This is a genomic window from Pseudaminobacter soli (ex Zhang et al. 2022) (assembly GCF_014595955.1).
Lineage (GTDB): Bacteria > Pseudomonadota > Alphaproteobacteria > Rhizobiales > Rhizobiaceae > Kumtagia > Kumtagia pseudosoli.
The window spans coordinates 33,482-60,216 of the sequence record NZ_JABVCF010000020.1; the positions used below are offsets into that span (position 1 = coordinate 33,482).

Sequence of the window (26,735 nt, forward strand, 5' to 3'; positions counted from 1 at the left end):
CCCAGTTTAGATTGAGTGCCGTTCCGTTCAACATCCCCCGCACAAGGCAGGACTACGAAAAAAAAGAACCCCGCGCTTTTCGGGCGCGGGGTTAGGGGCAAGCAAAGACTTACTGAAGCTCTTCGGCCTTGATATAGCCGGACTTCACGACGATCTCCTCGTAGTTCGTCTTGTCGACGGAGACCGGGACCAGAAGATAGGACGGAACGACCTTGACGCCGTTCTCATAGGTCTTGGTGTCGTTGATCTGCGGCTCCTTGCCGGAGAGCGCGTCGTCCACGAGCTGGGCGGTCACCTTGGCGAGCTCGCGCGTGTCCTTGAACACGGTCGAATACTGCTCGCCGGCGATGATCGCCTTGATCGAGGGGGTCTCGGCATCCTGGCCGGTGATGATCGGCCACGGCTGGTCCGCCGAGCCGTAACCGACGCCGCGCAGCGACGAGATGATGCCGCGGGAGAGGCCGTCATAGGGCGCCAGCACGCCATGCACGCGGCTTCCGTCGGCGTAGTTGGCCGACAGGATGTTGTCCATGCGAGCCTGGGCGACCGCCGCATCCCAGCGCAGCGTGCCGACCTTTTCCATGCCCATCTGGCCAGACTTGATGACGATGTCGCCTTTGTCGATCATCGGCTGCAGCACCGACATCGCTCCGTCGTAGAAGAAGAACGCGTTGTTGTCGTCCGGCGAGCCGCCGAACAACTCGACGTTCCAGGGCTTCTGGTCCGCGTAGTGTTCCTCGAGGCCCTTGACCAGCGAATCGGCCTGGAGCACGCCGACCTTGAAGTTGTCGAAGGTGGTGTAATAGTCGACGTTGCCGCTGCCGCGGATGAGGCGGTCATAGGCTACGACGATCGCGCCGCTATCCTTGGCCTGCTGCAGGACGGACGACAGCGTGGTGCCGTCGATCGAAGCGATCACCAGGGCCTTGGAGCCCTTTGTCACCATGTTCTCGATCTGGGCGAGCTGGTTCGGAATGTCGTCCTCGGCATACTGCAGGTCGACGGTATAGCCCTTCGCCTCCAACGCGGCCTTCAACTCGTTGCCGTCGCTGATCCAGCGCAGCGACGATTTCGTCGGCATGGCGATGCCCACCAGGCCCTTGTCCTCGGCGTGCGCGGCAAACGTCATGCCGGCGAGGCTGATCGCGAGCGCGCCCACCAATGCTTTAATAACTCTCACAGTATTCTCTCCCTTTACTGCAAAGAACAGCGACCCGCCGGTGCGGCGCTGCGCATATGGCGGCCCTGTCGGGCAATGTCCTGATTCCTTACCCCCCAAGCCCTCCCGCGCCCGGACCGTTAGGCCCGGCTGACGCATGCAATCGCGTTGCCGGAGTTACAACCTGGGCGGGCCGAAACTGAATTCAATCGATATAGCTGTCAAATATCATTTATGACTTACGATATACCAATGATGCTATAGATGGGGCGGGCAGGGGGCAGCCATGAAGCAACTACGGACCGAACGGCCGCTTCCGAACTATGGGGACGTTCCCGCCATAGGCGCCGACACGCTCCTAAAGAGCGGGCTTAAGCTTACGCATATGCGCATGATTGTCGCTCTCGACGACCATGGGCAGGTCAGCGCGGCGGCCAACGTGCTCGGCATGTCGCAGCCGGCGGCCTCACGGATGATCGCCGAGATGGAGAGCATCCTGAAGGCGCCGCTCTGCGAGCGTCTGTCGCGGGGGATGGGCCTCACTCAATATGGAAGGGCGCTTGCCCGCCGGGCCCGCGCAATCCTTTTGGAACTGAGGGAGGTCGACCGCGAGATCTCCGAACTCCGCTCCGGCCGCGGCGGCACGGTTTTGCTCGGCTGCGTCACGGCTCCGGCGATCGAACTTGCGGTGCCGGCGATCCGCCGGATGCGCGAGGAGAATCCTGGGCTGCAGGTGAGCATACAGGTAGAGAGCAGCCCGGTTCTTACGCGCGAACTGCTCGCCTCCCGACACGATTTCATCATCGCGCGTGTCCCGGACGACCTCAATCCGCGCCTGTTCGAAATCCAGGAGATCGGCGTCGAGAAGGCGTGCCTGATCGTTCGCCGCGGCCATCCTCTCATGGGTGCCGAGGAGGTCGATCCCGAGCGCCTAGTGGAGTTCGACTGGGTCTTTCAACCCGAGGGATCGCTGCTGAGACGCACCGTCGAGCGCATCCTGATCAGCCGCAACGTACCGCTTCCCGAGCGCGTGCTGAACACCGGCTCGCTTCTGCTCACGCTGGTCATGGTCGCCCAGTCGGACGCCATCGCGCCGGTCTCGGTGGAGGTCGCGAAATTCATCGGAGGCGAGCATGGTCTGGCCGGTGCGATCGAAGTGCTGCCTCTCGACTTCGACATCGACGTCCAGCCCTACAGCCTGATCAAGGTGCGCAACCGGGTCCTTTCGCCGGCCGCAGCGGCGCTCTACGCGAAGATCCTCTCACAGATCGGCAGGCCGCCCGAATGAAGGCTCGCGCCAGCTATACAGCTCAAAAAAGTCGTACTATATGACTTTCCCTTGACCTATGGGGAGGAGCCGGCGGTCTCGCCGGGCTGCACATGGCATTGAGACTGGTACAGTTCGTGCACGAGGGCGGGCGGCGTGTTGCCGCCGTCGACGATGGCGGCTCGGCCCGTCTGGTCGCCAATGTCGCTTCCACCTATGAACTCGCGCAATCGGCGATTGCGACCGGCAAGAGCCTGGAGGCTACCGTTTCGAGCCTTCCGGCCGGACCGGAGATCGATCTTCAGGCGGCGCTTTCCGAGGGCAGGGTGCTGGCGCCGATCGATCACCCCGATCCCGCGCATCTCGCACTGACCGGCACCGGCCTGACGCATCTCGGCTCGGCCGAGGGACGGGACAAGATGCACAAGGCGGCCGCCTCGGCGGAAAAGCCGACTGATTCGATGCGCATGTTCCTGATGGGCCTGGAGGGCGGCAAGCCGAAGCCTGGCGAGGTCGGCGTGCAGCCGGAGTGGTTCTTCAAGGGCGACGGATCGACTGTCGTCGGCCCGGAGGCGCCGCTCGTCTCTCCCGCCTTCGCACTCGACGGCGGTGAGGAGCCGGAAATCGCCGCGATTTATGTGATCGGTCCCGACGGGACACCATTTCGGCTTGGTTTCGCCCTCGGCAACGAGTTCTCGGATCATGTCACCGAGCGGCAGAACTATCTCTGGCTTGCGCATTCGAAGCTGAGGCAAGCCTCGATTGGCCCGGAACTCCTGGTCGGAGCGCTGCCCGGCCATGTCGAAGGTTCTTCGCGTATCCGCCGCAACGGCGCGGTGATCTGGGAAAAACCGTTCCTTTCCGGCGAGGACAACATGTCCCATACGATCGCCAATCTCGAGCACCATCATTTCAAGTACGGCCTGTTCCGACGGCCGGGTGACGTGCACGTGCATTTCTTCGGCACCGACACGCTCTCCTTCTCCGATGGCGTGAAGCCGGAAGAGGGTGATACGTTCGAGATCGAGGCGAAGCCGTTCACGCTGCCGCTGAGGAATCGGCTGGAGATCGCGAAGGCGCAGCCGTTCGAAATAAAGGCTCTCTGAACCGGCGGAGAGACGCCATGGGTTCTATCCGTATTGCAATCGTTGGCGTCGGCAAGATCGCCAAGGACCAGCACGTGCCCTCGATTGCCGGCAATCCGGATTTTGCGCTGGTGGCCACCGCCAGCCGGCACGGGAAGGTCGAAGGAGTGCCAAGCTTCCCGGACATCGAATCCCTGCTCGAGAATGTGAAGGACCTCGACGCGGTGGCGCTGTGCATGCCGCCGGGCCCACGGTATTCGGCGGCGCTGACGGCGCTCAGGGCCGGCAAGCACGTGCTCCTGGAAAAGCCGCCTGGGGCCACGGTCAGCGAGGTCGACGATCTGGTGGCGGAAGCAGCCAGGAAGCGCGTCAGCCTGTTCGCCACCTGGCATTCCCGCTTTGCGGGCGGTGTCGCGCAGGCGAAGGACTGGCTCGCAGGTAAAACCATCCGCTCCGTCCGCATCGACTGGAAGGAAGACGTGCGAAAATGGCATCCGGGCCAGGCCTGGATCTGGGAGCCGGGCGGTTTTGGCGTGTTCGATCCCGGCATCAACGCCCTGTCGATCGTGACGGATATCCTCCCGATGCCGATCCACCTGACTTCGGCGCGGCTCCAGTTCCCCGAGAACCGTGCCCAGCCCATCGCCGCCGAACTTGTCTTTGCCGATGCCGACGGCCCGGATCGGGCGAGCGCGACCTTCGACTGGCGCCAGACCGGGCCGCAGACCTGGGATATTCACGTCTCGACCGATAATGGCGAACTGCTGCTCCGGTCGGGCGGCGACAAGCTTTTGATCGACGGCCAGACGGTCGTGGACAGCGGCGATGCCGAATACGCCGGCATTTACTGGCGCTTCGCCGAGTTGATCGCCGCCCGCGAAAGTGACGTCGATCTGCGGCCGCTGCGCCATGTCGCCGACGCGTTTATGATCGGCCGCCACGAGTTCGTCGAACCGTTCGAAGACTAGGGACCAGGAAACCAAGCCCATGAAGAAGCCAGGTAACGGAGCGCAGCAGCCCAAAGGGACCAAGCCGGTGCGCAGGTCGCAGGCATGGTTCGACAATCCGGAGAATCCGGACATGACGGCGCTTTATCTCGAGCGCTACATGAACTTCGGCATCTCGCAGGAGGAGTTCCAGTCGGGACGTCCGATCATCGGCATCGCCCAGACCGGCTCGGACCTCTCGCCCTGCAACCGGCACCATCTCGATCTCGCCAAGCGTGTTCGCGAAGGCATTCGTGAGGCGGGTGGCATCGCGCTCGAGTTCCCGGTCCATCCGATCCAGGAGACGGGCAAGCGCCCCACGGCCGGCCTCGACCGCAATCTCGCCTATCTCAGCCTTGTCGAGTCGCTGTACGGCTATCCTATCGACGGCGTTGTGCTCACCATCGGCTGCGACAAGACCACGCCGGCCTGCCTGATGGCCGCCGCGACCGTGAACATCCCGGCGATCGCGCTGTCGGTCGGGCCGATGCTCAACGGCTGGTTCCGGGGTCAGCGCACCGGCTCCGGCACCATCGTCTGGAAGGCGCGCGAGATGATGGCGGCCGGCGAGATCGACTACGCCGGCTTCGTGGCGCTGGTCGCATCCTCGGCGCCGTCGACCGGCTACTGCAACACCATGGGCACGGCTACCACCATGAACTCGCTCGCCGAGGCTCTCGGCATGCAGCTTCCGGGTTCGGCCGCCATTCCCGCCCCGCACCGGGACCGCCAGGAGATGGCGTATCTGACCGGTAAGCGCATCGTCGAGATGGTGAACGAAGACCTGAAACCCTCCGACATCCTGACGCGCGAGGCCTTCATCAACGCCATCCGCGTCAACAGCGCAATCGGCGGCTCGACCAATGCCCCCATCCACCTGAACGGCCTTGCCCGCCATGTCGGCGTCGAACTCACGATCGACGATTGGCAGACCTATGGCGAGGAGATCCCGCTGCTGGTCAACCTGCAGCCGGCGGGCGATTATCTTGGTGAGGACTATCACCATGCCGGCGGTGTGCCCGCCGTGGTTGCCCAACTCATGAAGAAAGATCTTATCCACGAGGACGCCCTCACCGCCAACGGCAAGACCATCGGCGAGAACTGCCGCGATGCGACGATCATGGACGAGAACGTGATCCGTCCGATCGATCGGCCGCTCAAGGATCATGCCGGTTTCCGGGTGCTGCGCGGCAATCTCTTCGATTCTGCCATTATGAAGCTCAGCGTGATCTCGCAGGAGTTCCGCGACCGCTATCTTTCCAATCCAAACGATCCGAACGCCTTCGAAGGACCGGCGGTCGTGTTCGATGGCCCGGAGGATTATCACGCACGCATCGACAATCCGGACCTCAAGATCGACGAGAAGACGGTGCTGTTCATGCGCGGAGCCGGCCCGATCGGCTATCCGGGTGCTGCGGAAGTCGTGAACATGCGCGCGCCCGACTACCTGCTGAAGAGGGGCATCCACTCACTGCCCTGCATTGGCGACGGCCGGCAGTCGGGCACCTCCGGCTCGCCCTCGATCCTCAACGCCTCTCCGGAGGCTGCGGCCGGCGGCGGGCTCGCTTTGCTGCGGACTGGCGACCGCGTCCGCATCGATCTTGAGAAAGGCACGGCCGACATCCTGATCTCCGACGAGGAACTGGAGCGGCGCCGCGCCGAACTGGAGGCGGCCGGCGGCTACAAATATCCCGACCACCAGACGCCCTGGCAGGAAATCCAGCGCGGCATCGTCAGCCAGCTCGAGACTGGCGCGGTCCTGGAGCCGGCGGTGCGCTACCAGCGCATCGCCCAAACCAAGGGCATTCCGCGGGACAATCACTGAGGCGCGTCATGGTGCGCCCCTCGAGGCTCCTCGAAGGACGCACCACAAGAGCGACCTCAATCTGAAGGCCGCGCGAACCGAATGATGGGACTTCTTCAGACGGCGATTTCCGGCCAGCGAGTGCGCAGCAATCATGCGCATATCGTGGGTTCGCTCGGCCGCGACATCGTCTCCGGAGCCATTCCCAGCGGCGCGACACTGCCGGGCGACGCCGAGCTGATGGCGCGCTTCGGCGTCTCCCGCACGGTGCTGCGCGAGGCCCTGAAGACGCTTGCCGCAAAAGGGCTGATCGTGCCGCGGGCCGGTATCGGGACGCGGGTGACGGGGCGCGAGAACTGGAGCCTGTTCGATCCGGACATCCTAAACTGGCATTTCGACTGCGGCATCGACGAGGCCTTCCTCGTTCATCTCAGCGAGATCAGGCTGGCTTTCGAGCCTTACGCCGCAGCCTTGGCTGCCGAGCGCGCCACGCCCGAGGACATCGTTCGGCTGGACCAACTCGCGGACGATATGGGCCGGGTGGATCATACGCCCGAAAGCCACACGCTCGCGGATCTGCGTTTTCATCTCGCGGTGGCCGAAGCCTCGCGCAATCCGTTCCTGCGTTCCGTGGGCAGCCTGATCGAGGCGGCGCTCGTCGGGGTCTTCAGGCTGAGCTCGCCGACTACCGACAGGCAGGCGGTCCTCGACGCATCGCAGTCCCACCGCGCGATCGTCGAGGCGATTCGCCGGCGCGACCGGGCAGGGGCCCGCGCCGCCATGGAGGCGGTCATCATCACCGGACTGGAGCGCGTGCGGGCCGCATTGCACTCGTGAGCAAGCTCAGCGCCCTAGATGGACTTACGGTAAGGCTGCTGCGGCTCAGCAGTTCGACGGCGTCGACTCCCATTTCGTTATAGGGTGCGCTGTCTTGCCCAGCGGCTCCCGGCGCGCGACTTCGCACTTGTTGGCGGCAGCTTCCGCCGACCCGGTCCTTGGATAGGCTTTGTTCGTATCAAGACAATGTCGCGGCGCCTCAGTGCCGACGCCCAATCTGTGACGAATCGAAGCCTACAAAACAATAAAGAGTGATCGGGGGCGACATTTCGTTCTGCCGGAAATCGGTTTGAATAGGCCCAAATCATGTTACGTTCTGACAAAATATTGGGCCAAGGGGGTATATCGGTTTGATTCGGACGAGGGTCGCCAGACCCTGGCCAAGTCTCGCAGGTGCATGGCACCGTCGAAAAGCTCAGCCGCAGTTGACGCCTGTCTCTTCGATGCGAGGCTTCTGGGGCCTGATGAGGGCCTACTGGGTCTCGGAAAGATGGCGGGAAGCCTGGGCTTTGACGGCCGTGATCATCGGCATCACGGCGCTGGCCAGCAAAACCAGTGTATGGATGGCCGAGGCCTCCGCTGAACTGGTCAACGGGATCGCCTTTTTCCACCACCCCGACAATGCCACGCCGCTGCAGACGGTACTGACGAGCGCCGGGCTTCTGATGCTGCTCGTCCTGTTCAAGGACCTTGGCCTGATCGGGACGCGGCATCTCTTCTCGACCACCCTTCATCGCAAGTGGCGGGGCTGGCTCGACGAGCGCTTCAATCAGGCTCTGCTCGACCGCAATCACACCCATTTCCACATCCAGCATGCAACCCGCGCCGCTGACGGCACTCCGGTCCCAACACCTGACAATATCGAGCAGCGCCTCCAGGAATCGATCAAGGGGATGACCGGGGGCGCGATCGGCCTTGCAATGGGCGTGATCGGCGTGTTCACCTCGCTTTGGTTCGTCGGCGAGAAACTGATCGAGACCTCCGGGCCGGTAAGCGGCCTGGACTTCCTGGGCAGCTACGGTAGCGCGGTGCTGGCGCTTACGGCGGTCGTCCTCTACGTGCCGCTCAACACCTACATCGCCGTGAAGGTGGGGCGTGCCCTGCAGCGGCTCACCAATACCATGCAGCAGGCCGAAGGCAGCTACCGCGGCGAACTCACCACCTTCCTGAGGCGCAGCTTCCACGTCGCCGCCACGCGCGGCGAGGCAGTGCAGAAGGCCACGCACGATCGGCTCTATTCAGACATCGACCGTACCTGGTCGCGCCTGAACTGGTTCAACGCGGGCTATATGTCCTTTGAGCTGATCTATAATTTCATGGCGGCGCGGATCGTCTCCTACGCGCCGGGTCTCGTCCCGTACATGAACGAGAAAATCAGCCTGAAAGGCTACATCACCGGGGCCGAACTGGTGAACTCGCTGATATCGCAGTGCTCATGGTTCATCCATGTGATGCCGGAGATCGCCACGCTCAGGACCAACGCACGCCGCGTGACCGAACTGGCCGAGGCGATCGAGCGGGTGCAGCGCCCGGACGACTTCTATCGTCAGACCGGCCGCTCGGACTTCCGCTTCGGCACCCAGCATTCCGTCTTCGGGCTGACCGTCAAGGATCTGGAACTCGTGCACACCGGCGAGGATGCGCAGCCCTTCCTCTCTGTACCCCATCTGCGGTTCCGGCGTGGCGAGTGGACCTTCGTCAAGGGCGAGTCCGGATCCGGCAAGACCAGCCTGATCAAGGCTTTCAATGGGCTGTGGCCGCACGGCGGCGGCGAGATCACTCTGCCGGAGGGGGCGACCACCTTCTATGCGACCCAGGATGTGCGGCTGCCGCCGGTATCGCTGAAGCAACTGGTCTGCCTGCCCGCTCATGAGGATGAGCACTCCGATACCAAGGTGGCGGCGCTGCTGCACAAGGCGGGGCTGGGGGAGTTCATCGAGTTCCTGCTGGAGCCGAGCCGTGACGGCAAGATCTGGGAGGAGGTGCTGTCGGGTGGCCAGAAGCAGAAGCTGGTGCTCGCCCGGATCCTCTTGCACCAGCCGGGGCTGCTGTTCCTCGACGAGGCCACGTCCGCCCTCGATGTCGAAGCAAAGGCGGTCTTCCACCAGGCGCTGAAGGATGCCTGCCCTGCCATCACGGTGATCAGCATCATGCACGAGGCCGAGCCGCCGAAATCCGCCTCGGGAGAGGATTTCTACGACAGCGTGCTGCGTATCGCCGACGGTGTTGCGACCAAGCGGCCGCTTCGCGCCGGCCTTCCCGCCGAGATCACGACCATACTCGAGAAGCCTGTCCCCGCCACGGCGCTGAGGAAGCGTGTCCCACCGCGCCAGCACCTCCGGCAGAAGCAGGAATAGGTTTTCCGCCGAAGTCGCTGTTTGGCCCAATAGTGTATGCCGCTGAATAAAGGGCTGCAGAACTGTCCGACCATGTCGGGCAGGAGTTTTCGTCGGTCTGCCGCCGGTGCTGCAAATAAAATCCTCGCGCAACCCATTCAGCTTTCGCCGCCGATGCGCTAGCTAGCGCTCGGATGAACGATGCTCCTCAAGAATTGCCCTCCGAACCCGCCGAAACTCGGCGGGAGCCCCTATTCAACATACCCACCGTCGTCCTCTGCCTCGTTGCGCTGTGCACCGGGGTGTACGTGGTGCAGTTCCATGTCCTTACTCTCGACCAGGACATCGGGCTGCTGGTGCGCGCGGCCTTCATTCCGGTCCGCTATTCCGGTCGCTTCGAGCTCGACCTTTACGCCTTCACCACGCCCTTCACTTACGCCTTCCTGCACGGCAATCTGGCGCATCTGGCGATCAACATGGTGTGGCTGGCGGCTTTTGGATCGCCGCTGGCGAACCGGCTCGGCACCATTCGCTTCCTCGCCTTCTGGGCGGTGACGTCGTTGGCCGCGGCCGCTTTGCACTGGGCTGTCCACCCGCTGGATCAGGCGCCGTTGGTCGGCGCCTCGGGCGCGATATCGGGCATGATGGGAGCGGCCGCACGGTTCGGTTTTCAGATGGAACGGCGCGACGGGCGCGCAGCTTTTGCCGGCCCGGTTCTGCCGATCGGGCTGGCTCTGCGGCTGCGAGCCGTGGTCACCTTCCTGGCCGTCTGGTTCGCGATCAATCTGGTGACCGGCCTGGTCGGCCTCGGAGCCGGACCTGAGGCGAACATCGCCTGGGAGGCCCATATCGGCGGCTTCGTGGTCGGCTTTTTCGGCCTGCGCTGGTTCCTGCCCCGCTCCGGCTGACGACCGGTCCGCCTTAACCGGTCCCGGAGAGTTCGCTTGCAATAGGCGGAAGCGGAAGGCACGATGCTCCCCAGGGCCGGCGAAGCGCCGTCCGCGTGAGCCGTCCGGATTAGTTGGCATGGAGGACGCCATGACGGTCAAGGCAATCCTGGAGGCGAAAGGCCACGACGTGGTCACGCTTGGTCCGAACGAGAAACTCTCGACGGCCGCGAGGATGCTGGTCGATCACAAGATCGGCGCGCTGGTGATCACCAACTCCGACGAGAAGATCGTCGGAATCCTGTCGGAACGCGATATCGTCAGGGTGGTCGGCCTGAAGGGCGCCGCTGCGCTGGACGAGTTGGTGCGGGACGTGATGACGCCGAAGGTCAGCATCTGCAACGAGAATCACACGGTGCACGAGGTCATGAGCATCATGACCAAGAACCGTTTCAGGCACCTGCCGGTCGAAAAGGACGGGAAACTGAGTGGCATCGTCTCGATCGGAGATGTGGTGAAGCGCCGGATCGAGGACGCCGAGCGCGAGACGGAGCAGATCAAGGAGTATATCGCGACGGCTTGATAGGCCGCCAGCGGGTGCTCTGCCGCTAGTCGCAGGCGTTGGTGATTAGCCAGAGCACACCGTCGCGTGTTTCAGCCTGGCGGCCACGCTCTTTGCTCGCGAAAATGGGATCCCGGGTCCGAGCCCTAGGCCGCCCACGGCAATTCCGCTCTTGCCAAGCTCATCGGCTTTCGCTTAGCGAGTGCCAGGAAGTCTGCCCTTGAGCGAGATCATGACCATCATCGATACCCGCACGCCCGACCCGAAGAGGCTCATCCCCGGCGCCACCGGCGACTGGGAGGTGATCATCGGCCTGGAGGTGCACGCCCAGGTCACGTCCGAGGCCAAGCTGTTTTCGGGCGCCTCGACCGCGTTCGGCGCGGCTCCTAACGCCAATGTCAGCCTCGTTGACGCCGCCATGCCGGGCATGCTGCCGGTCATCAACGAGGAGTGCGTGCGCCAAGCCATCCGCACCGGCGTCGGGCTGAAGGCGCAGATCAATCACCGCTCGGTCTTCGACCGCAAGAACTATTTTTATCCCGACCTGCCTCAGGGCTATCAGATCTCGCAGTACAAGCAGCCGATCGTAGGCGAGGGTACCGTCGCGGTCTCGGTCGGACCGGACTCGAAGGGCAATTTCGAGGACATAGAGGTCGGGATCGAACGGCTGCACCTTGAGCAGGACGCCGGCAAGTCCATGCACGACCAGCACCCGACCATGTCCTATGTCGACCTGAACCGTTCGGGCGTGGCGCTCATGGAAATCGTCTCAAAGCCGGACATGCGCTCGTCCGACGAGGCAAAGGCCTATCTGACCAAGCTTCGCACCATCGTGCGCTATCTCGGCACCTGCGACGGCAACATGGACGAAGGCTCGATGCGCGCCGACGTCAATGTCTCCGTGCGCCGGCCGGGCGAGCCGTTCGGCACCCGCTGCGAGATCAAGAACGTCAACTCGATCCGCTTCGTCGGCCAGGCGATCGAGTACGAGGCGCGCCGTCAGATCGCGATCCTGGAGGATGGCGGATCGATCGATCAGGAGACTCGCCTGTTCGACCCGAACAAGGGCGAGACCCGCTCGATGCGCTCGAAGGAAGAGGCGCACGACTACCGCTACTTCCCCGATCCGGACCTGCTGCCGCTAGAATTCGACCAGGCCTACGTCGATGCGCTCGCGGCCGATCTGCCGGAACTGCCGGATGAGAAGCGTACGCGTCTCATCTCCAGCCTTGGCCTGACGCCTTACGACGCGTCGATCCTCGTCTCGGAAAAGGCGATCGCCGACTATTTCGAGAAGGTGGCTGCCGGCCGGGACGGAAAGAGCGCCGCGAACTGGGTGATCAACGATCTGCTCGGTGCCTTGAACAAGGCGGGCAAGGGCATCGAGGAAGCGCCCATGTCGCCGGACCAACTCGGCGCGATCGTTGACCTCATCAAGGAAGGCACGATCTCCGGCAAGATCGCAAAGGATCTGTTCGAGATCGTCTGGAACGAGGGCGGCGACCCCCGCGAACTCGTCGAAAGCCGCGGGATGAAGCAGGTCACCGACACCGGTGCGATCGAGAAGGCGGTGGACGACGTGATCGCCGCAAATCCCGACAAAGTCGAGCAGGCCCGGGCGAAGCCCACCCTCGCGGGCTGGTTCGTCGGTCAGGTGATGAAGGCGACGGGCGGAAAGGCCAATCCGCAGGCCGTGAACGAACTCGTCAAGTCAAAGCTCGGAATAGAGGGCTAAAGGCCGCAGCGGCCGACCGACTTCATGCCGGTCGGCGCCGCTGTCTACCAAGTTCACTTCACGCAGTCTTTGTCCATGCCTGTAGCTGCGGCGGTCTTGCCGCCGTGCTGCTGGGCGTTCACGTCCTGCTGTGAGGTCGCTCGGTTCGCTTCGGTGCCAAGCGGCAAGTTTTTGCCCTCCTTGGCGATCTTGTTACCGGGTTGTCCATAGGTCTGCGTGCCGGGCTGGCTCGCGCCTTCCATCGGAGCCTGCGAGCCGCTCTTTGCGATCTTGTTTTCCGTGCCGTGGCCGGCGGCTCCGGGCGAGGTGTCCTTCGTGACCGAGCCGGTCGTACCCATGTCGGTGCCGGCGCTGGTTGAATGATCGGGGCAGGCCGCGAATGCCGCACCGCCCGACAGCGACAGCGCTGTGGCAAGTAGCATCGAAGAGATGAGTCTCATGGCCGTCCTCCTTGAACGGGTGATTAGGAACTCAACTGTCCGGCCCTCGCTTGGTTCCGAGGTGCGCAAGGAGCGCGCGGCGATCTGCGCGAAGGCCACCCCCTTGAAACCGGGGCCGCAGGCGGTCATAACGCAGCGGGCTTTGTGTGCCGGACCGCTAAACGGCAGGGATCCGAATGAAAAACTTCCTCGTCCAGTTCTTCACCTGGTGGAACGGCCAGACCCTCGGCACGCGCTTCCATACCTGGCGCAAGGGCAAGAAGGTGGGCCAGGACGATTTCGGCAACATCTATTACGAAGGCGGCGTCGACTCCGAAGGCCGTACGCGCCGCTGGGTCATCTATAATGGCGAGGCCGAGGCTTCGCGCATCCCGCCCGGCTGGCATGGCTGGATGCATCACCGCACCAACTTGGCGCCCTCCGAGGAGAACTACTGGCCGCGTGAGTGGCAGAAGCCGCATGAGCCGAACCTCACGGGCTCTCCCAGTGCCTATCGGCCAAAGGGGTCGATCGCGCACGGCCTTCGCCGTCCCCAGGTCACGGGCGACTACGACGCTTGGACGCCGGGTGGGTGACCGATCGTTTCTCGCCACAATCCCGGATTAACCGCATGCTGTATGACGGCGGCCTAGCCGTCGGTTGGGGGATACTTTCCGGAATGGTTCCTATGCGGATGTTCCTTCCTACATCGCGCCGCAAGATTGTCGCGGCGGCGCTTGCAGCGGGCGTCCTTCTCGGCGCGACGGGACCGGTTCTGGCCGAGCGTGTGACCAATCCTGTGGCCGAGTTCACCGGCGTGGACAAGATCACGGGTCGCATCATCACCTTCGACGTCTATGTGAACGAGACCGTCCAGTTCGGCGCCCTGCAGGTGACACCGCGGGTCTGTTACTCCCGGCCGAAGGAAGAGGAGCCGAAGACCGACTCCTTCGTCGAAGTCGACGAGATCACCCTTGACCGCAAGATAAGGCGTATCTTCACCGGCTGGATGTTCGCCGAGAGCCCCGGCCTCAACGCCGTCGAGCACGCCGTCTATGACGTGTGGCTGAAGAGCTGCACGCAGAGCTCGGACGTTCCTGCTCCTGAGGAGGCCAAGGCGCCGCAGGGCAAGCCGGCGGGCGAGGGCGAGAACTGACCCTCAACTATCGAAATCAGGGGTAGAACTTCGCGTTCGATTCGAGTGCCTCAGCCAGCAGCATCTCATACTGGCGCCGCGGCACATCGATCGCCCCGAAGCGTTTAAGGTGCTCCGTGGTGAACTGGGTGTCGAGCAGCACGAAGTTGCGCGCTCGCAGCCGCTCCACGAGGTAAACCAGGCAGACCTTGGAAGCGTCCGTCTCGCGCGAGAACATGCTCTCGCCGAAGAAGGCCCTACCCAGCGTCACGCCATAGAGGCCACCGACCAGCCGCTCCTGGCGCCAAGCCTCCACGCAATGGGCATGGCCGATGCGGTTGAGTTCGATATAGGCCTCGCGGATCGGCCCGTTGATCCAGGTCGTCCTGCGATCCTCGCGCTCCTCCGCGCAGGCGTCGATGACGCCCGCAAAACTCGTGTCGATGCGCATCTCGAACCGGCCCTGGCGAATCGTCTTGCGCAGGCTTTTCGGCACGTGGAACGTGTCGAGCGGAATGATGCCCCGGGATTCCGGCCTCACCCAGAAGACGTCGGGGTCGTCCGCCGTTTCGGCCATCGGGAAGACGCCCGACGCGTAGGCCTTCAGCAGGAGGTCTGTCGGTATGCGATGCCCAGGTGCAAATGGGCGGGTCATTTTTCCAGCGCCCTAGTCGGCGCTCTGTGCAAGGTACTTTTCCAGCCAGTGAATGTCGTAATCGCCATTGGCGATGTCGCTGTTGCCCACCAGGTCCTGGAACAGTGGCAGGGTCGTCTTGATGCCATCCACCACGAACTCGCCCAAAGCACGCCGCAGGCGCATCATGCACTCGACCCGGTTGCGGCCGTGAACGATGAGCTTGCCGATAAGACTATCGTAGTAGGGCGGGATGCGATAGCCGGAATAGACGCCGGAATCGACCCGCACCCCCAGACCTCCAGGCGTATGGAAGTGCGTGATGGTGCCGGGCGACGGCATGAAGGTGCGCGGGTCCTCCGCGTTGATTCGGCACTCGATTGCGTGACCGCGGAACTTCACGTTCGCCTGGTTGATCGAAAGGCCGCCGCCAGAGGCCACGCGGATCTGCTCATGGACCAGGTCGAGGCCCGTGATCGCCTCGGTCACCGGATGTTCCACCTGGAGGCGGGTATTCATCTCGATGAAGTAGAATTCCCCGTTCTCATAAAGGAACTCGATCGTGCCCGCGCCGGAATAGCCGAGCTCAGCCACGGCATTGGCGCAGATCTCGCCAATTCGCGCGCGTTCCTCTGCGTTGAGGGCAGGGGACCCGGCCTCCTCCCAGACCTTCTGGTGGCGCCTCTGCAGCGAACAGTCGCGCTCGCCGAGATGGACGCCCTTGCCGGACCCATCGCCGAAAACCTGAAGCTCGATGTGCCGCGGCTTCTCGAGGAACTTCTCGATGTAGACGGAGTCGTCGCCGAAAGCGGCGCCGGCTTCCGTGCGGGCGGTGTGCAGCGCCTCGACGAGATCCGCCTCGGTGCGGGCCACCTTCATGCCGCGGCCGCCGCCGCCGGCGGAGGCCTTGATGATGACGGGGTAGCCGATCTCGGCGGCCAGGCGCTTGGCCTCGCGCTCGTCGGAGATGGCTCCGTCGGAACCCGGAACGACGGGGATGCCGAGGCGCTTGGCGGTCCGCTTGGCCTCGATCTTGTCGCCCATGGTGCGGATATGATCCGCCGAGGGGCCTATGAACGTGATGTGATGGGCGGCGAGTATGTCGGCGAACTTTGCATTCTCCGACAGGAAGCCGTAGCCCGGATGCACGGCATCGGCGCCGGTGATCTCGCAGGCCGCCACGATCTGGTGGATGTTGAGGTAGCTCTCGCGCGACGGCGGCGGGCCTATGCAGACGCTTTCGTCAGCCAGCCGCACGTGCATGGCGTCGGCGTCGGCGGTCGAATGGACGACGACCGTCTTGATGCCCAATTCCTTGGCGGCGCGGAGCACCCTGAGAGCGATTTCGCCCCGGTTGGCGATGAGGATCTTGTGGAACATCTGCTCTCGCGGCCTAGTCGATGACGATGAGCGGCATGCCGTATTCTACCGGCTGCGCGTCTTCGACGAGGATCGCCGTCACCACGCCGGAGCGGGGCGAGGGGATTTGATTCATCGTCTTCATGGCCTCGATGATCAGCAGGGTCTGGCCTTCGCGAACCGTCTGGCCGATCTCGACGAACGGCTTCGCATCCGGCGAGGGCGCGAGATAAGCGGTGCCCACCATGGGGGAGGTGACCGCGTTCTTGGAGGCCTCGCTGCCGGCCGCTACGGGCACCGCAGCGGCAGCCGGCGCGGCGGCGGCCGGGACGGGAAGCGGTGCCGGAACGGCTTGTGCAATGGCATGGACCGGGGTGGCATGACGTGCGACGCGCAGCTTAAGATCGCCGAGCTCGACTTCGATTTCCGAGAGATTCGTATCGTTTAGAATCCCGGCCAGATCGCGGATGAGTTGCTGATCAACATCCGTTTTCTTTGTCGACATGTGAGCCCTTTTCCCCTTCTTGATGCGTGGCGTTAGAGCCGGGCAGCGAGTGCCTGGATCGCGAGCGAATACCCGGTCGGGCCGAAGCCGCATATCATGCCTATAGCGACCGGCGCGATCATCGACTTGTGGCGGAACGCCTCTCGCGCGTGGATATTGGAAAGATGTACTTCAATCACCGGCAGCGGCGCGATGGCGCGGATTGCGTCGTGAAGCGCGACTGAAGTGTGCGTATATGCGCCTGCATTGAGGACAACGCCGAATGCATTGTCGGCCGCTTCGTGCAGCCAGTCGACCAGATCACCTTCATGATTGGACTGGCGGAACTCCACGGCAAGACCCAGCGGCTCAGCCGCCTTCGTGCACAGCGTCTCGATCTCGGCGAGCGTCATGCCGCCATAGATGCCGGGCTCGCGCTTGCCCAGCATGTTCAAATTAGGACCGTTGAGAACGTAAACTGTCTTCAATGACTAGACCCCGATCCGCGCGGCCTGGATTCCCCAACCGCGCAGGCGCCCTCTATAAACGGCAAGTCCGATCCCGGAAAGAGCGTTGGCGTCTTTCACCCCTGCTCTTGCGACTTGGCAAGAGGCAGGAATCAGCAAGACGCTTCCAGACAGGCCGTAGCCTCGGCAATTCTTTCGGCGAGCACGTCGCGTCCGAGTGCACCGTACACCACTTCCTTGCCCACCACATAGGAAGGGGTGCCGGTGATCGAGAGCCTGTTGGCGAGTTCGTAGGTGCTTGCGAAGGTCTCGCGGATCTGCGGGTCGTTCATTGCATCGCGCAGTTGCGCCTCGTTGGCGCCGAGCGAAACGGCAAGCCTTATTGCGCTTTCTTCCGTGGCGCGTCCCTGCCCGCCCAGCAGCGCATTGTGGAACTCGCCATATTTGTCCGGCATCAGCTTAAGGAACGCCTGCGAAACCATGTGGGCCTTCTGCGAATCCGGTCCTAGGATCGGGAACTCTTTGAGGACGAAGCGGAGATCCGGGTTGCTCTTGGTCAGGTCGACCATGTCCTGCAGCGCGCGTTTGCAGAAGCCGCAGTTGTAATCGTAGAACTCGACGATCGTGATCTTCCCGTTCGGATTGCCGACGACGCCGTCATGCACCGAATTGAAGATCTCGTTCTTGGAATCGTCGATGACCTTGAGGGCGGCGAGTTGCAACTCCTGCTTCTGCTTGTCCTCGAGGGCGGTCTGCACCTCAAGCATCACTTCCGGGTTGGCCAGAAGATAGTCGCGCACGATCTGCTCAACCTTGCCACGGTCGAGACCGGCCTCGGCCACGATCTGTGGTCGGGGCGGATCGTCAGAAGCCGTTCCGGTCTTTCCGGCCGCGAAGCCGATGGCCAGCATCGCGAAGGCCGCAGCCAGCCCGGTCGTGCCCAGCAGGATTGCCTTGTTCATCAGGTCCGGTCTCCAATGCGATTCGGCTGCACTGCGCGTCGCTAGTTCTTGTTTGATTTCGGTGTCTTGAAGTTGATGATGTCCTGGGCGCGCACCCATCCAGGCGAGCCGCGCTTCATCTTCGACTGGGCACGGGCCGCCATGACTTTCGCGTCCTGGAAGGCACCGGAGTAGTAGTAACCCTCGGCTGTCGCCAGTTCCGCTTCGGGGATATTGCCGAGTTGGCCATAAGCCTGCGCCAGATAGCGGTAGCCAGTCGGGTTCTCGCGGTCGCGCTCGAGACCAGCCTCGAGCTCCGTCAGCGCCTTGTTGAGCGAGGCCGGATCGCCGGTTGCGATAAGCGCCTGCCCGAGTGCGATCCTGAGCAGCCCCGACTTGGCGGGATCCAGGCGAACGGCGTTGCGGTAGGCTTCCGCCGCCTGCGCAGGCTTGTTCGCCTTCATCAGCACGTCGCCATTCAGTTCGTGGAAGTACGGGTTCTTCGGCTGTGCCTTGACTAGCGCATCTGCCTTCTTCACCGCGGACTGCAGATTGCCGTAGAGATGGGTCGCCATCGCGTCGCCATACTGCGCCGCGAGGCCGTCGCCACCTTTGCGAAGCAGCCGCGCTGCTCCGGCCTGTCCCTGGGTGTACACTGCGATCTTGGCGCGCATCATGTCATGGCGCTGCTGCAGGGCAGGGGGATCCACGACATCGTAGTAATTGCTGGCGGTCGCTAGGGCCTGGAGGTTGGCGATTCGGTCACGCGGGGCCGGATGGCTGACCCGATAGGGGTCGATCTTCGTTCCGGACAGCGCAAGGGCGCTCTGGAAGCGCTCGAACGTCTTGAGCATGCCCTTGGCCGATTGGCCGGTTGCTTGGAGATAGGTGATCGCGGAGCGATCGGCGGTGGTCTCCTCGCTGCGCTGGTAGCCGAGAAGGCTGCGCCTGGCCGCCTCGCCACCGCCCATCATGATGCCGCCTCCGGCGCCCGCAAGCTCTCGCGAATCGGTCGCCGCTCCCGCTGCGATGGCGCCAAGGCCGAGCAGGCTGCCGACGATGGCCATCGTCTGCGCGCGGGCGATCTGATCCCTGAGGCGCTCCTGGTGGCCGCCCGCCAGATGCCCTGCCTCATGCGCGATCACGCCGATGATCTCGTTCGGCGTCTCCGCCTGGAGCAGCGCGCCGGTGTTGATGAACATCCGCCGGCCGGCAACGAAGGCGTTGAAGCTCTGGTCGTTGACGAGGATGATCTCCACGCCCGCCTTGGACAGCCCCGCCGCCTTGAAGATCGGCCGGGCATAGTCGCGCACCAGCGCTTCAATCTCGGCGTCGCGCACGAGCGGGATTCGCCGCTGCGCATGCGATGGCAGGCAGGAGGCGGCAACGAGCGCGGCCGCGACAAGGGCACTCATCAACCGGCCTGGCATCGAAAATTTCCCCCGAGGATGAGATTCCGACATGTCGGGAACAAGTGCTATCCGAGCGCGGTGCGCAAGCAAAGGATATGCTCCGATTTTCATCAACTTGTGATCCTCATACCTTTCGGGCATTTGTGCGGCGTGGCGGGCAGAGGAACAAGGTGCAGGACGCAAGAATGGTGTTGGTTTCCCGGCGCGGTCAGGTCGAGCCGTTCCATGCAATGGATGTGCTTGCCGAAGCAAATCGGTTGAAGGCGGCCGGGGCCCCGGTCATCTCGATGGCGGTGGGCCAGCCGTCGGATCCTGCTCCGGCCGCGGTCAGGGAAGCAGCGGCAAGGGCACTGCGCGACGGCAACATCGGTTATACCGACGCGCTCGGCACCGTCGCATTCCGCTCCGCTGTCGCGCGGCACTATCTTGAGCATTATGGCATTGAGGTTCCTGTGGAGCGCGTCGTCGCAACCACCGGGTCTTCAGCGGCTTTCAACCTGGTCTTCCTGGCGATGTTCGATCCCGGCGATGCAGTGGCGATCGCCTCGCCCGGCTATCCGGCCTATCGCAACATCATGACCGCGCTCGGGATCGAGGTGGTCGAGATCGAGATGGAGGACGCCCCCTACCTCACCGCCGAACAGCTTCAGGAGGCCAGCAAGCGCCATAAGCTCAAAGGACTGCTGTTCGCGAGCCCCGCGAATCCGACCGGCGCCGTCGTGCCCGAAGACGCCATGCGCGACCTGCTTGAAACAGCGAAGAGACTAGGCATCTCGGTCATCTCGGACGAGATCTATCATCGGCTGAATTTCGTCGGCCCGGATGTGACCGCGCTGTCGCTCGACGACGATGTCACCGTCATCAACTCCTTCTCCAAATACTACTGCATGACGGGTTGGCGAATCGGCTGGATGGTTCTGCCCGAGGCGCTGGTCCGCCCGGTCGAGCGGATCCAGCAGAGCCTCTACATCTCGCCGCCGGAGCTTTCGCAGATCGCCGCAATCGAGGCGTTCGGAGTGAGCGCTGACCTCGATGTGGTGAAGGCGCGGTATTCTACGAACCGCGACCTGCTGATGCGCCGGCTGCCGGAACTCGGCTTTTCGCTAGCGGCGCCAATGGACGGCGCGTTCTATGCCTTCTGTGACGTCTCGAAGCTCACCAATGACAGCATGGCTTTCGCAAGGCGCATGCTTGCCGAAGCTTATGTTGCGGCCACTCCGGGGCGCGACTTCGACCTGGCTCAGGGCAGCCGCTTCATGCGCTTCTCCTATGCCGGCCGGCACGAGGACATGATCGAGGCACTCGACCGAATCGAGCGCTGGTTGGCCTAGCCAAATTCCTGCTGACAATCGCCCTTACTCGGGCCGTCGCCGGACCGTCGAGAGCGGTCCGCCTGATTGTGACTGCCGCCTAGATACGGCTGCAACCCGCCCTGGCCCTGTCGCGTGGAGGCGACATTTCTGGTGTCATCCGATCGGAGTCCAGGAAGCGGGGTGACGAGTTCCAGCCGGACGCTCAAGGCCGCTGCAACTCCTGCGGGAACATAGTGACGCATCAGGCGTTGGTTGGTCTCCCGCTTGCGATCTTCCCTGACCGGAAAGCGAATGGCCTCCCAACGCCGCGACCCAATCCATTCTGCGTGTTTCTGGCCGGCGCAAGCAACAACGACGCCCCCAAGCATCACAACCGATAGGGAAGCACATGGCAAAGTCCAGCAGGAACAGCAAAGCCTCCGCCTCGAATGGGAGCGCCCGCGGAGCTAAGGCCACGATCCACGATCAGGAGCTTTCCCGCGGCAACGGCGGCGAACTGCACCAGGTGACCGACGGCGCCACCGAAGTGCTGACGACCGCGCAGGGCGCGCCTATTTCCGATGACCAGAATTCTTTGCGGGTGGGCCAGCGTGGCCCGACGCTGATCGAGGATTTTCATTTCCGCGAGAAGATCTTTCACTTCGACCACGAGCGCATTCCCGAGCGCGTGGTGCATGCGCGGGGCTACGGCGCCCACGGCTATTTCGAAACCTACGAGTCGCTGGCGAAGTACACCCGCGCTGACATCTTCCAGCGAGCCGGCGAGCGGACTCCGGCCTTCGTGCGCTTTTCGACCGTGGCCGGTTCGAAAGGGTCGTTCGACCTTGCACGGGATGTCCGCGGTTTCGCGGTGAAGCTCTACACCCAGGAAGGCAACTGGGACCTCGTCGGCAACAACATACCCGTCTTTTTCATCCAGGACGCGATCAAGTTCCCTGACGTCATCCACTCGGTGAAGCCCGAGCCGGATCGGGCGTTCCCGCAGGCGCAGTCGGCTCACGACAATTTCTGGGACTTCATCTCCCTAACCCCGGAAAGCATGCACATGATCATGTGGGTGATGTCGGACCGCGCGATCCCGCGCTCCTTCCGCTTCATGGAAGGCTTCGGCGTCCACACGTTCAGGTTCGTCAACGCGAAGAACGAGTCGACCTTCGTCAAATTCATCTGGAAGCCGAAACTCGGATTGCAGTCGGTAGTCTGGAACGAGGCGGTCAAGATAAACGGCGCTGAACCCGACTTCCATCGACGGGATCTCTGGGATGCCATCCAGTCGGGCAACTTTCCGGAATGGGAGCTTTGCGTCCAACTGTTCGATCAGAATTTCGCGGACTCGTTCGATTTCGACATTCTCGACCCGACCAAAATCATTCCCGAGGAGATCATCAAGGCGATGCCCGTGGGCCGGCTCGTCCTCGACCGCATGCCGGACAATTTCTTCGCTGAGACCGAGCAGGTCGCCTTTATGACGCAGAACGTGCCCCCCGGCATTGATTTTTCGAACGACCCACTGCTGCAGGGGCGCAACTTCTCCTATCTCGATACCCAGTTGAAGCGGCTTGGCAGCCCAAACTTCACACATATCCCCATCAATGCCCCCAAATGTCCGTTCCACCACTTCCAGCAAGACGGCCACATGGCCATGCGCAATCCGGTGGGGCGCGCCAACTATGAGCCGAACTCGTGGGGAATGGGGCCGCGGGAGAATCCGCAAAAGGGTTTCCGAACCTTCCCGAATCAGGAGGAAGGCCAGAAGGTGAGGCTGCGCGCCGAAAGTTTCGCCGACCACTACAGCCAGGCGCGGCAGTTCTTTGTCAGCCAGACCGTGACGGAGCAGCGCCATATCGCTATGGCGCTTACCTTCGAACTGTCCAAGGTGGAGACGCCGAGTATCCGCGAGCGGATGGTCTCGCATCTGCTCAACATCGACGAAGGGCTGGCCGAGACCGTCGCCGAAAAGCTTGGGATCAGGAAACTACCTAAGCGGGCCGATCCCGCGGTGGAGCCGCGGGACGACCTTCCGCCTTCGGACCCTCTGTCGATCATCAAGAACGGCCCGGAAAGCTTCAAGGGACGCAAGGTCGGCGTACTGGTCAGCGACGGTTGCGATGCGACTCTTGTCAGCGATCTTGAGACTGCGCTGGCCAAGGAAGGGGCGACGATGGAGATCGTTGCCCCCCGTGTGGGAGGCGTCGAAGCGTCCGACGGCAGTCACATCGAAGGCAAGCAGATGATCGACGGCGGCCCGTCCGTGCTCTACGACGCCGTCGCCCTCATCGTCAGTCCGGAAGGCGCGGAGAAACTTACCAAGGAGGCTGCCACGCGGGACTTCGTGGCGGACGCCTTCGCACATTGCAAGTTCATAGGCTACGTCGCGGCAGCGCAGCCGCTGCTCGACAAGGCCGGTGTAGAACCCGACGAGGGCGTGATACCCCTGGCTTCCAAGGCCGACATTTCGCCGTTCATCGAAGCCTGCTCGAAGCTCCGGCTTTGGGCGCGGGAGCCTACTGTGAAGCTGTAGATGGCCTTCCGGATTTCGAGAAGGCATCAATAGGCTCGAAGCCGACTGAAAGGTGCAGCAGCCGGATCGGATTGAGAGGATGGTCAAAATGATAAGGCCGGCGGAGCCACAGCCCCGCCGGCCTACATTGTTCTCGCGTCAGTTTGCGGCGATCAGAAAAACCCCTTGCGCTGCCACCAGCCCGTCTTCTTGGGGCGGTTGGGGGCAGGTTCCGCCGCGACCGGCGCAGACTGCGAAGGCCTTTGGGAATTGGTCTCCACCGCAGGTTCGGCCTCGTCCGATGCCGGAGCGGGTTGGGCGGCGGTCGACTGCGCGGCCGCCTCCGTGGCGGCAACCGGTTCGGCGGCCGAATCCAGTCCGTCCCCGCCTTCGCTCGAGACGGCAGCGGCTTCGGAAGTCGGCTCTTCCGCAGGAGGTGCCGCTTCGACAGCCGTAACGGCCTCCGGCTCGGCGGCAGCCTTCTTGCGGGAGCGCCTTGCCGGCTTCTTCTCGCCGGCGGCTGTTTCCGCCTCGGCTGAAACGCTCTCAGGCGCGGCCTCGGCTTCCGCCGCGGCCTTCCTGCGCGTCGGCGCCCGCCGTGTCCTCTTCGGAGCCTCGGCGATGGGGGCATCGGCAATCACCGTGTCCGCGCCAGCTGGCTCTTCGCTGTCCGACGCAGAGGCGTCCGCGGGCTCGGCAAGTTCAGCAGAAACCTGCGGCAGGTCTGCTGCGGCCTCCGCAGATTCTGCGTCAGCCGTCTCGGCCTCCACCGACGCAGCGTCCGCGGTCTCGGCCTCCTCCGAGTGGGCCTCAACCAGTTCGGAATCCGCCGCCTGCTCGCCCTCGCCGCGATTGCGGCGGCCGCCTCGCTTGCCGCGACGGCGCTTCTTCCGCTCGCCTTCCTCGCCTCCAGCAGGAGGCCCGGCATATCCTTCCTCGCCAGCGAACTCTTCCTCGGCGGCCTCCGAGGCGGCAACGGCATCGTCCGCCTGATCGGCCTGGGCAGTCTCTGCATGCGTCTGGGCATGATCCCGATCGCGGTCGCGTCCACCGCGCCGACGGCGGCGCTTGCGCTTGCGCCGCTCGCTGCGGTGCTCGTCGTCGGCGTGCCTATGCGACTCTTCGCGCTCCGCCGTCGCCTCCTCTTCCGTCTCTTCCTCTTCGAAGACTTCTACGTCTTCGATCTCCGGCGCCATCATCGGGGTCGCCGGAGCGAGCGGAACCAGCGGCTTCTCGGCGACTGCGCCGCGCACGACGGCGAAATGCTGCGGCCCGACCGTTTCGTCCGCTTCGATGGTGATCGTCAGGCCGAAGCGCGCCTCCAGTTCCGTAAGGGTGCTGCGCTTGTGGTTGAGAACGTACATGGCCGTAGAAGCCGGCGTCCTGACGATGATATGGCAGCGCGAGTCCTTGAGCAGGAACTCCTCGATGCCGCGCACCACCAGGAGCGCCACCGAAGAATCGGAGCGGACATGGCCGGTGCCGCCGCAATGCGGGCAGGGCTTCATCGTCGATTCGAGCACGCTCGCCCGGATGCGCTGGCGCGACATCTCCATCAGGCCGAAATGCGAGATCCGGCCGAGCTGAATGCGGGCGCGATCGTTCTTCAGGCAATCCTTGAGCTTCTTCTCGACCGCGCGGTTGTTGCGGTTCTCCTCCATGTCGATGAAGTCGATGACGATGAGACCCGCAAGGTCGCGCAGCCTGAGCTGGCGGGCGATTTCCTCCGCCGCTTCCAGGTTGGTGTGAAGCGCCGTCTCCTCGATCGAGTGCTCGCGCGTCGAGCGCCCGGAGTTCACGTCGATCGAAACCAGCGCCTCGGTCTGGTTGATGATGAGGTATCCGCCCGACTTCAGCGTGACCTGGGGCTGCAGCATCTTGTCGAGTTGCGCCTCGACGCCGTAGCGCACGAAGATCGGCGTGGTGTCGCGATAGGGCTGAACCACCTTGGCGTGGCTCGGCATCAGCATGCGCATGAAGTCCTTGGCCTCGCGGTAGCCCTCGTCGCCGCAGACGATGATCTCGTCGATGTCCTTGTTGTAGAGGTCGCGCACGGAGCGCTTGATCAGGCTGCCCTCCTCATAGACGAGGGTAGGGGCGGTCGATTGCAGCGTGAGGGTGCGGACGTTCTCCCAGAGCCGCATCAGATATTCGTAGTCGCGCCGGATCTCGGCCTTGGTGCGGCTCTCGCCGGCAGTGCGGAGGATGACCCCCATGCCCTGCGGAACCTCCAACTCCTGCACGATCTCCTTGAGGCGCTTGCGGTCCTGGACGTTGGTGATCTTGCGGGAGATGCCGCCGCCTCGCGCGGTGTTCGGCATAAGCACGGAATAGCGACCGGCAAGCGAGAGATAGGTGGTGAGTGCGGCGCCCTTGTTGCCGCGCTCTTCCTTGACGACCTGGACCAGCAGGATCTGCCGGCGCTTGATCACTTCCTGGATCTTGTACTGGCGACGCATAGGCCGGCGCCGGCTCTGGACCTCCTCCAGCGCGTCCTCGGCACCGACCGATTCGATCTCCTGCTCCTCGTCGCCGTTGGAATCGGCGACTTCCTCGATCTCTGCGGGGGCGCGAGGCAGTGCTTCGTCGGCATCGCTGTTCGAGGCTTCCGAGACGGTCTCCGTCTCCACAGCCTCGGAGACCACTTCGGTCTCGACCGGCTCAGAGATCACATCGGCTTCGACGGCCGCTGCTATGCTCTGCCGCCCTTCGGATGGCTCGCCGTCTTCACCTTCCGCCTGCTCGGGGGAAGCAGCAGCCTCAGCGATCCCGGCGACGCCCTGCTCGCCCGCGGCGCCGCCTTCGGCCTCGCCCAAAGCCTGCTCTACCTCGCCGGAAGCGCGCTCTGCCTCCTGGGATGCCGGCTCTCCATCATCCCCGGGCTGCTCGGACTCGCCGGCATCTTCGCCAGCAGCGGCGTCCTCGCCGGCCGAGGCCTCTTCGGCCGACGATGCGGAGGTCTCGTCTTCCCGTCCGCGATCACGGCCGCGCCGGCGGCGTCTGCTGCGACCGCGGCGCTCCTCGCTGTCGCCATCCTCGTCCTCGTCCTCCGCGGCCTCGGCTTCGGCGCGAAGCAGGGCCTGCCGGTCGGCGACCGGGATCTGATAGTAATCGGGATGGATTTCACTGAAGGCGAGGAAGCCGTGCCGGTTCCCGCCATATTCGACGAAGGCAGCCTGAAGGGACGGTTCGACCCGGGTCACCCGGGCGAGGTAGATGTTTCCTTTGAGCTGCTTCTTGTCTTGTGATTCGAAATCGAACTCTTCGATGCGGTTACCGTGTACGACGACGACCCGCGTCTCCTCCGGGTGGGAGGCATCTATAAGCATCTTGTTGGGCATTATGTCTTATCCTGCCGGGCGCACGAACACCGCCAGGAGGCAATGCCAGGCATGGCCCCGCGAGCGGTAGTG

The 26,735-nt window shown here is 63.6% G+C and carries 22 protein-coding genes; 13 read left to right on the top strand and 9 right to left on the bottom strand.

The features are described from left to right. Positions 1 to 109: 109 nt before the first annotated feature. Positions 110 to 1,129 carry a multiple monosaccharide ABC transporter substrate-binding protein gene (gene chvE / locus HUI96_RS26475; protein WP_210320336.1) on the bottom strand — a complete coding sequence of 340 codons (1,020 nt, stop codon included), beginning with the start codon at positions 1,127 to 1,129 and terminating at the stop codon, positions 110 to 112. Positions 1,130 to 1,445: 316 nt separating this feature from the next. Here chvE and HUI96_RS26480 point away from each other — a divergent pair, with 316 nt between their 5' ends. The 9 genes from HUI96_RS26480 (at position 1,446) to gatB (ending at position 12,658) form a co-directional block, all read left to right on the top strand. Continuing rightward, positions 1,446 to 2,447, top strand: coding sequence for a LysR family transcriptional regulator (locus HUI96_RS26480; RefSeq protein WP_188257707.1), 1,002 nt, complete (start codon positions 1,446 to 1,448; stop codon positions 2,445 to 2,447). 92 nt (positions 2,448 to 2,539) lie between these two features. Next, on the top strand, positions 2,540 to 3,532 hold the full coding sequence (gene araD1, locus HUI96_RS26485; protein WP_188257708.1) for an AraD1 family protein: 993 nt from the start codon (positions 2,540 to 2,542) through the stop codon (positions 3,530 to 3,532). Positions 3,533 to 3,549: 17 nt separating this feature from the next. Beyond that, positions 3,550 to 4,479 (top strand): Gfo/Idh/MocA family protein, encoded by a 930-nt coding sequence (locus HUI96_RS26490; RefSeq protein WP_188257709.1) that lies wholly within the window; start codon positions 3,550 to 3,552, stop codon positions 4,477 to 4,479. Between the two features lie 19 nt (positions 4,480 to 4,498). Beyond that, complete coding sequence (locus HUI96_RS26495) at positions 4,499 to 6,322, top strand: IlvD/Edd family dehydratase (protein ID WP_188257710.1); 1,824 nt, start codon at positions 4,499 to 4,501, stop codon at positions 6,320 to 6,322. 84 nt (positions 6,323 to 6,406) lie between these two features. Further along, the gene (locus tag HUI96_RS26500) at positions 6,407 to 7,138 is read left to right on the top strand and encodes a FadR/GntR family transcriptional regulator (RefSeq protein ID WP_188257734.1); all 732 of its coding nucleotides are present in this window, start codon (positions 6,407 to 6,409) and stop codon (positions 7,136 to 7,138) included. 443 nt (positions 7,139 to 7,581) lie between these two features. Continuing rightward, on the top strand, positions 7,582 to 9,495 hold the full coding sequence (locus HUI96_RS26505; protein WP_188257735.1) for an ABC transporter ATP-binding protein/permease: 1,914 nt from the start codon (positions 7,582 to 7,584) through the stop codon (positions 9,493 to 9,495). A 173-nt stretch (positions 9,496 to 9,668) separates the two neighbouring features. Further along, positions 9,669 to 10,382 carry a rhomboid family intramembrane serine protease gene (locus HUI96_RS26510; RefSeq protein ID WP_188257711.1) on the top strand — a complete coding sequence of 238 codons (714 nt, stop codon included), beginning with the start codon at positions 9,669 to 9,671 and terminating at the stop codon, positions 10,380 to 10,382. A 130-nt stretch (positions 10,383 to 10,512) separates the two neighbouring features. Next, complete coding sequence (locus HUI96_RS26515) at positions 10,513 to 10,944, top strand: CBS domain-containing protein (protein ID WP_188257712.1); 432 nt, start codon at positions 10,513 to 10,515, stop codon at positions 10,942 to 10,944. A 211-nt stretch (positions 10,945 to 11,155) separates the two neighbouring features. Beyond that, positions 11,156 to 12,658 carry an Asp-tRNA(Asn)/Glu-tRNA(Gln) amidotransferase subunit GatB gene (gene gatB, locus HUI96_RS26520; RefSeq protein WP_188257736.1) on the top strand — a complete coding sequence of 501 codons (1,503 nt, stop codon included), beginning with the start codon at positions 11,156 to 11,158 and terminating at the stop codon, positions 12,656 to 12,658. A 53-nt stretch (positions 12,659 to 12,711) separates the two neighbouring features. Here gatB and HUI96_RS26525 read toward each other — a convergent pair whose 3' ends face one another. After that, complete coding sequence (locus HUI96_RS26525) at positions 12,712 to 13,098, bottom strand: hypothetical protein (protein ID WP_188257713.1); 387 nt, start codon at positions 13,096 to 13,098, stop codon at positions 12,712 to 12,714. Between the two features lie 176 nt (positions 13,099 to 13,274). Between HUI96_RS26525 and HUI96_RS26530 the strand changes: the two genes are divergently transcribed. Both HUI96_RS26530 and HUI96_RS26535 read left to right on the top strand, forming a co-directional pair. Beyond that, positions 13,275 to 13,673 (top strand): NADH:ubiquinone oxidoreductase subunit NDUFA12, encoded by a 399-nt coding sequence (locus HUI96_RS26530; RefSeq protein WP_188257714.1) that lies wholly within the window; start codon positions 13,275 to 13,277, stop codon positions 13,671 to 13,673. A 92-nt stretch (positions 13,674 to 13,765) separates the two neighbouring features. Next, the gene (locus tag HUI96_RS26535) at positions 13,766 to 14,233 is read left to right on the top strand and encodes a DUF2155 domain-containing protein (protein ID WP_237684396.1); all 468 of its coding nucleotides are present in this window, start codon (positions 13,766 to 13,768) and stop codon (positions 14,231 to 14,233) included. Between the two features lie 16 nt (positions 14,234 to 14,249). On the opposite strand, the gene aat is transcribed toward HUI96_RS26535, so the two are convergent. From aat to HUI96_RS26565, 6 genes are all read right to left on the bottom strand, one after another. After that, complete coding sequence (gene aat / locus HUI96_RS26540; protein WP_188257715.1) at positions 14,250 to 14,867, bottom strand: leucyl/phenylalanyl-tRNA--protein transferase; 618 nt, start codon at positions 14,865 to 14,867, stop codon at positions 14,250 to 14,252. Between the two features lie 12 nt (positions 14,868 to 14,879). After that, a complete protein-coding gene (gene accC, locus HUI96_RS26545) occupies positions 14,880 to 16,226 on the bottom strand; it encodes an acetyl-CoA carboxylase biotin carboxylase subunit (RefSeq protein WP_188257716.1) in 1,347 nt (448 codons plus the stop codon). Between the two features lie 13 nt (positions 16,227 to 16,239). Beyond that, complete coding sequence (accB, locus tag HUI96_RS26550; protein ID WP_188257717.1) at positions 16,240 to 16,710, bottom strand: acetyl-CoA carboxylase biotin carboxyl carrier protein; 471 nt, start codon at positions 16,708 to 16,710, stop codon at positions 16,240 to 16,242. A gap of 32 nt (positions 16,711 to 16,742) precedes the next feature. After that, entirely contained in the window at positions 16,743 to 17,177 is a 435-nt protein-coding gene (aroQ, locus tag HUI96_RS26555; protein WP_188257718.1) for a type II 3-dehydroquinate dehydratase, read from the bottom strand. A gap of 131 nt (positions 17,178 to 17,308) precedes the next feature. After that, positions 17,309 to 18,118 (bottom strand): DsbA family protein, encoded by an 810-nt coding sequence (locus tag HUI96_RS26560; protein WP_188257719.1) that lies wholly within the window; start codon positions 18,116 to 18,118, stop codon positions 17,309 to 17,311. 41 nt (positions 18,119 to 18,159) lie between these two features. Beyond that, positions 18,160 to 19,512 carry a M48 family metalloprotease gene (locus tag HUI96_RS26565; protein WP_425299308.1) on the bottom strand — a complete coding sequence of 451 codons (1,353 nt, stop codon included), beginning with the start codon at positions 19,510 to 19,512 and terminating at the stop codon, positions 18,160 to 18,162. 182 nt (positions 19,513 to 19,694) lie between these two features. On the opposite strand from HUI96_RS26565, the gene HUI96_RS26570 reads away from it, so the two are divergent. Both HUI96_RS26570 and HUI96_RS26575 read left to right on the top strand, forming a co-directional pair. After that, entirely contained in the window at positions 19,695 to 20,840 is a 1,146-nt protein-coding gene (locus tag HUI96_RS26570; RefSeq protein WP_188257721.1) for a pyridoxal phosphate-dependent aminotransferase, read from the top strand. Between the two features lie 370 nt (positions 20,841 to 21,210). Continuing rightward, positions 21,211 to 23,343, top strand: coding sequence for a catalase (locus HUI96_RS26575; protein ID WP_188257722.1), 2,133 nt, complete (start codon positions 21,211 to 21,213; stop codon positions 23,341 to 23,343). A 152-nt stretch (positions 23,344 to 23,495) separates the two neighbouring features. On the opposite strand, the gene HUI96_RS26580 is transcribed toward HUI96_RS26575, so the two are convergent. Beyond that, entirely contained in the window at positions 23,496 to 26,663 is a 3,168-nt protein-coding gene (locus HUI96_RS26580; protein ID WP_188257723.1) for an Rne/Rng family ribonuclease, read from the bottom strand. Positions 26,664 to 26,735 lie beyond the last annotated feature (72 nt).

Excerpts from the sequence above, each read along its gene's own strand:
- HUI96_RS26500 (WP_188257734.1), top strand. The coding sequence starts at position 6,407 with ATGGGACTTCTTCAGACGGCGATTTCCGGCCAGCGAGTGCGCAGCAAT.
- araD1 (WP_188257708.1), top strand. The coding sequence starts at position 2,540 with ATGGCATTGAGACTGGTACAGTTCGTGCACGAGGGCGGGCGGCGTGTT.
- HUI96_RS26565 (WP_425299308.1), bottom strand. The coding sequence starts at position 19,512 with ATGAGTGCCCTTGTCGCGGCCGCGCTCGTTGCCGCCTCCTGCCTGCCA.
- HUI96_RS26490 (WP_188257709.1), top strand. The coding sequence starts at position 3,550 with ATGGGTTCTATCCGTATTGCAATCGTTGGCGTCGGCAAGATCGCCAAG.
- accC (WP_188257716.1), bottom strand. The coding sequence starts at position 16,226 with ATGTTCCACAAGATCCTCATCGCCAACCGGGGCGAAATCGCTCTCAGG.
- HUI96_RS26480 (WP_188257707.1), top strand. The coding sequence starts at position 1,446 with ATGAAGCAACTACGGACCGAACGGCCGCTTCCGAACTATGGGGACGTT.
- aat (WP_188257715.1), bottom strand. The coding sequence starts at position 14,867 with ATGACCCGCCCATTTGCACCTGGGCATCGCATACCGACAGACCTCCTG.
- HUI96_RS26570 (WP_188257721.1), top strand. The coding sequence starts at position 19,695 with ATGGTGTTGGTTTCCCGGCGCGGTCAGGTCGAGCCGTTCCATGCAATG.
- HUI96_RS26495 (WP_188257710.1), top strand. The coding sequence starts at position 4,499 with ATGAAGAAGCCAGGTAACGGAGCGCAGCAGCCCAAAGGGACCAAGCCG.
- chvE (WP_210320336.1), bottom strand. The coding sequence starts at position 1,129 with ATGACGTTTGCCGCGCACGCCGAGGACAAGGGCCTGGTGGGCATCGCC.
- HUI96_RS26525 (WP_188257713.1), bottom strand. The coding sequence starts at position 13,098 with ATGAGACTCATCTCTTCGATGCTACTTGCCACAGCGCTGTCGCTGTCG.
- HUI96_RS26510 (WP_188257711.1), top strand. The coding sequence starts at position 9,669 with ATGAACGATGCTCCTCAAGAATTGCCCTCCGAACCCGCCGAAACTCGG.
- HUI96_RS26560 (WP_188257719.1), bottom strand. The coding sequence starts at position 18,118 with ATGAACAAGGCAATCCTGCTGGGCACGACCGGGCTGGCTGCGGCCTTC.
- HUI96_RS26580 (WP_188257723.1), bottom strand. The coding sequence starts at position 26,663 with ATGCCCAACAAGATGCTTATAGATGCCTCCCACCCGGAGGAGACGCGG.
- HUI96_RS26575 (WP_188257722.1), top strand. The coding sequence starts at position 21,211 with ATGGCAAAGTCCAGCAGGAACAGCAAAGCCTCCGCCTCGAATGGGAGC.
- HUI96_RS26535 (WP_237684396.1), top strand. The coding sequence starts at position 13,766 with ATGCGGATGTTCCTTCCTACATCGCGCCGCAAGATTGTCGCGGCGGCG.
- accB (WP_188257717.1), bottom strand. The coding sequence starts at position 16,710 with ATGTCGACAAAGAAAACGGATGTTGATCAGCAACTCATCCGCGATCTG.
- HUI96_RS26530 (WP_188257714.1), top strand. The coding sequence starts at position 13,275 with ATGAAAAACTTCCTCGTCCAGTTCTTCACCTGGTGGAACGGCCAGACC.
- gatB (WP_188257736.1), top strand. The coding sequence starts at position 11,156 with ATGACCATCATCGATACCCGCACGCCCGACCCGAAGAGGCTCATCCCC.
- HUI96_RS26515 (WP_188257712.1), top strand. The coding sequence starts at position 10,513 with ATGACGGTCAAGGCAATCCTGGAGGCGAAAGGCCACGACGTGGTCACG.
- HUI96_RS26505 (WP_188257735.1), top strand. The coding sequence starts at position 7,582 with ATGCGAGGCTTCTGGGGCCTGATGAGGGCCTACTGGGTCTCGGAAAGA.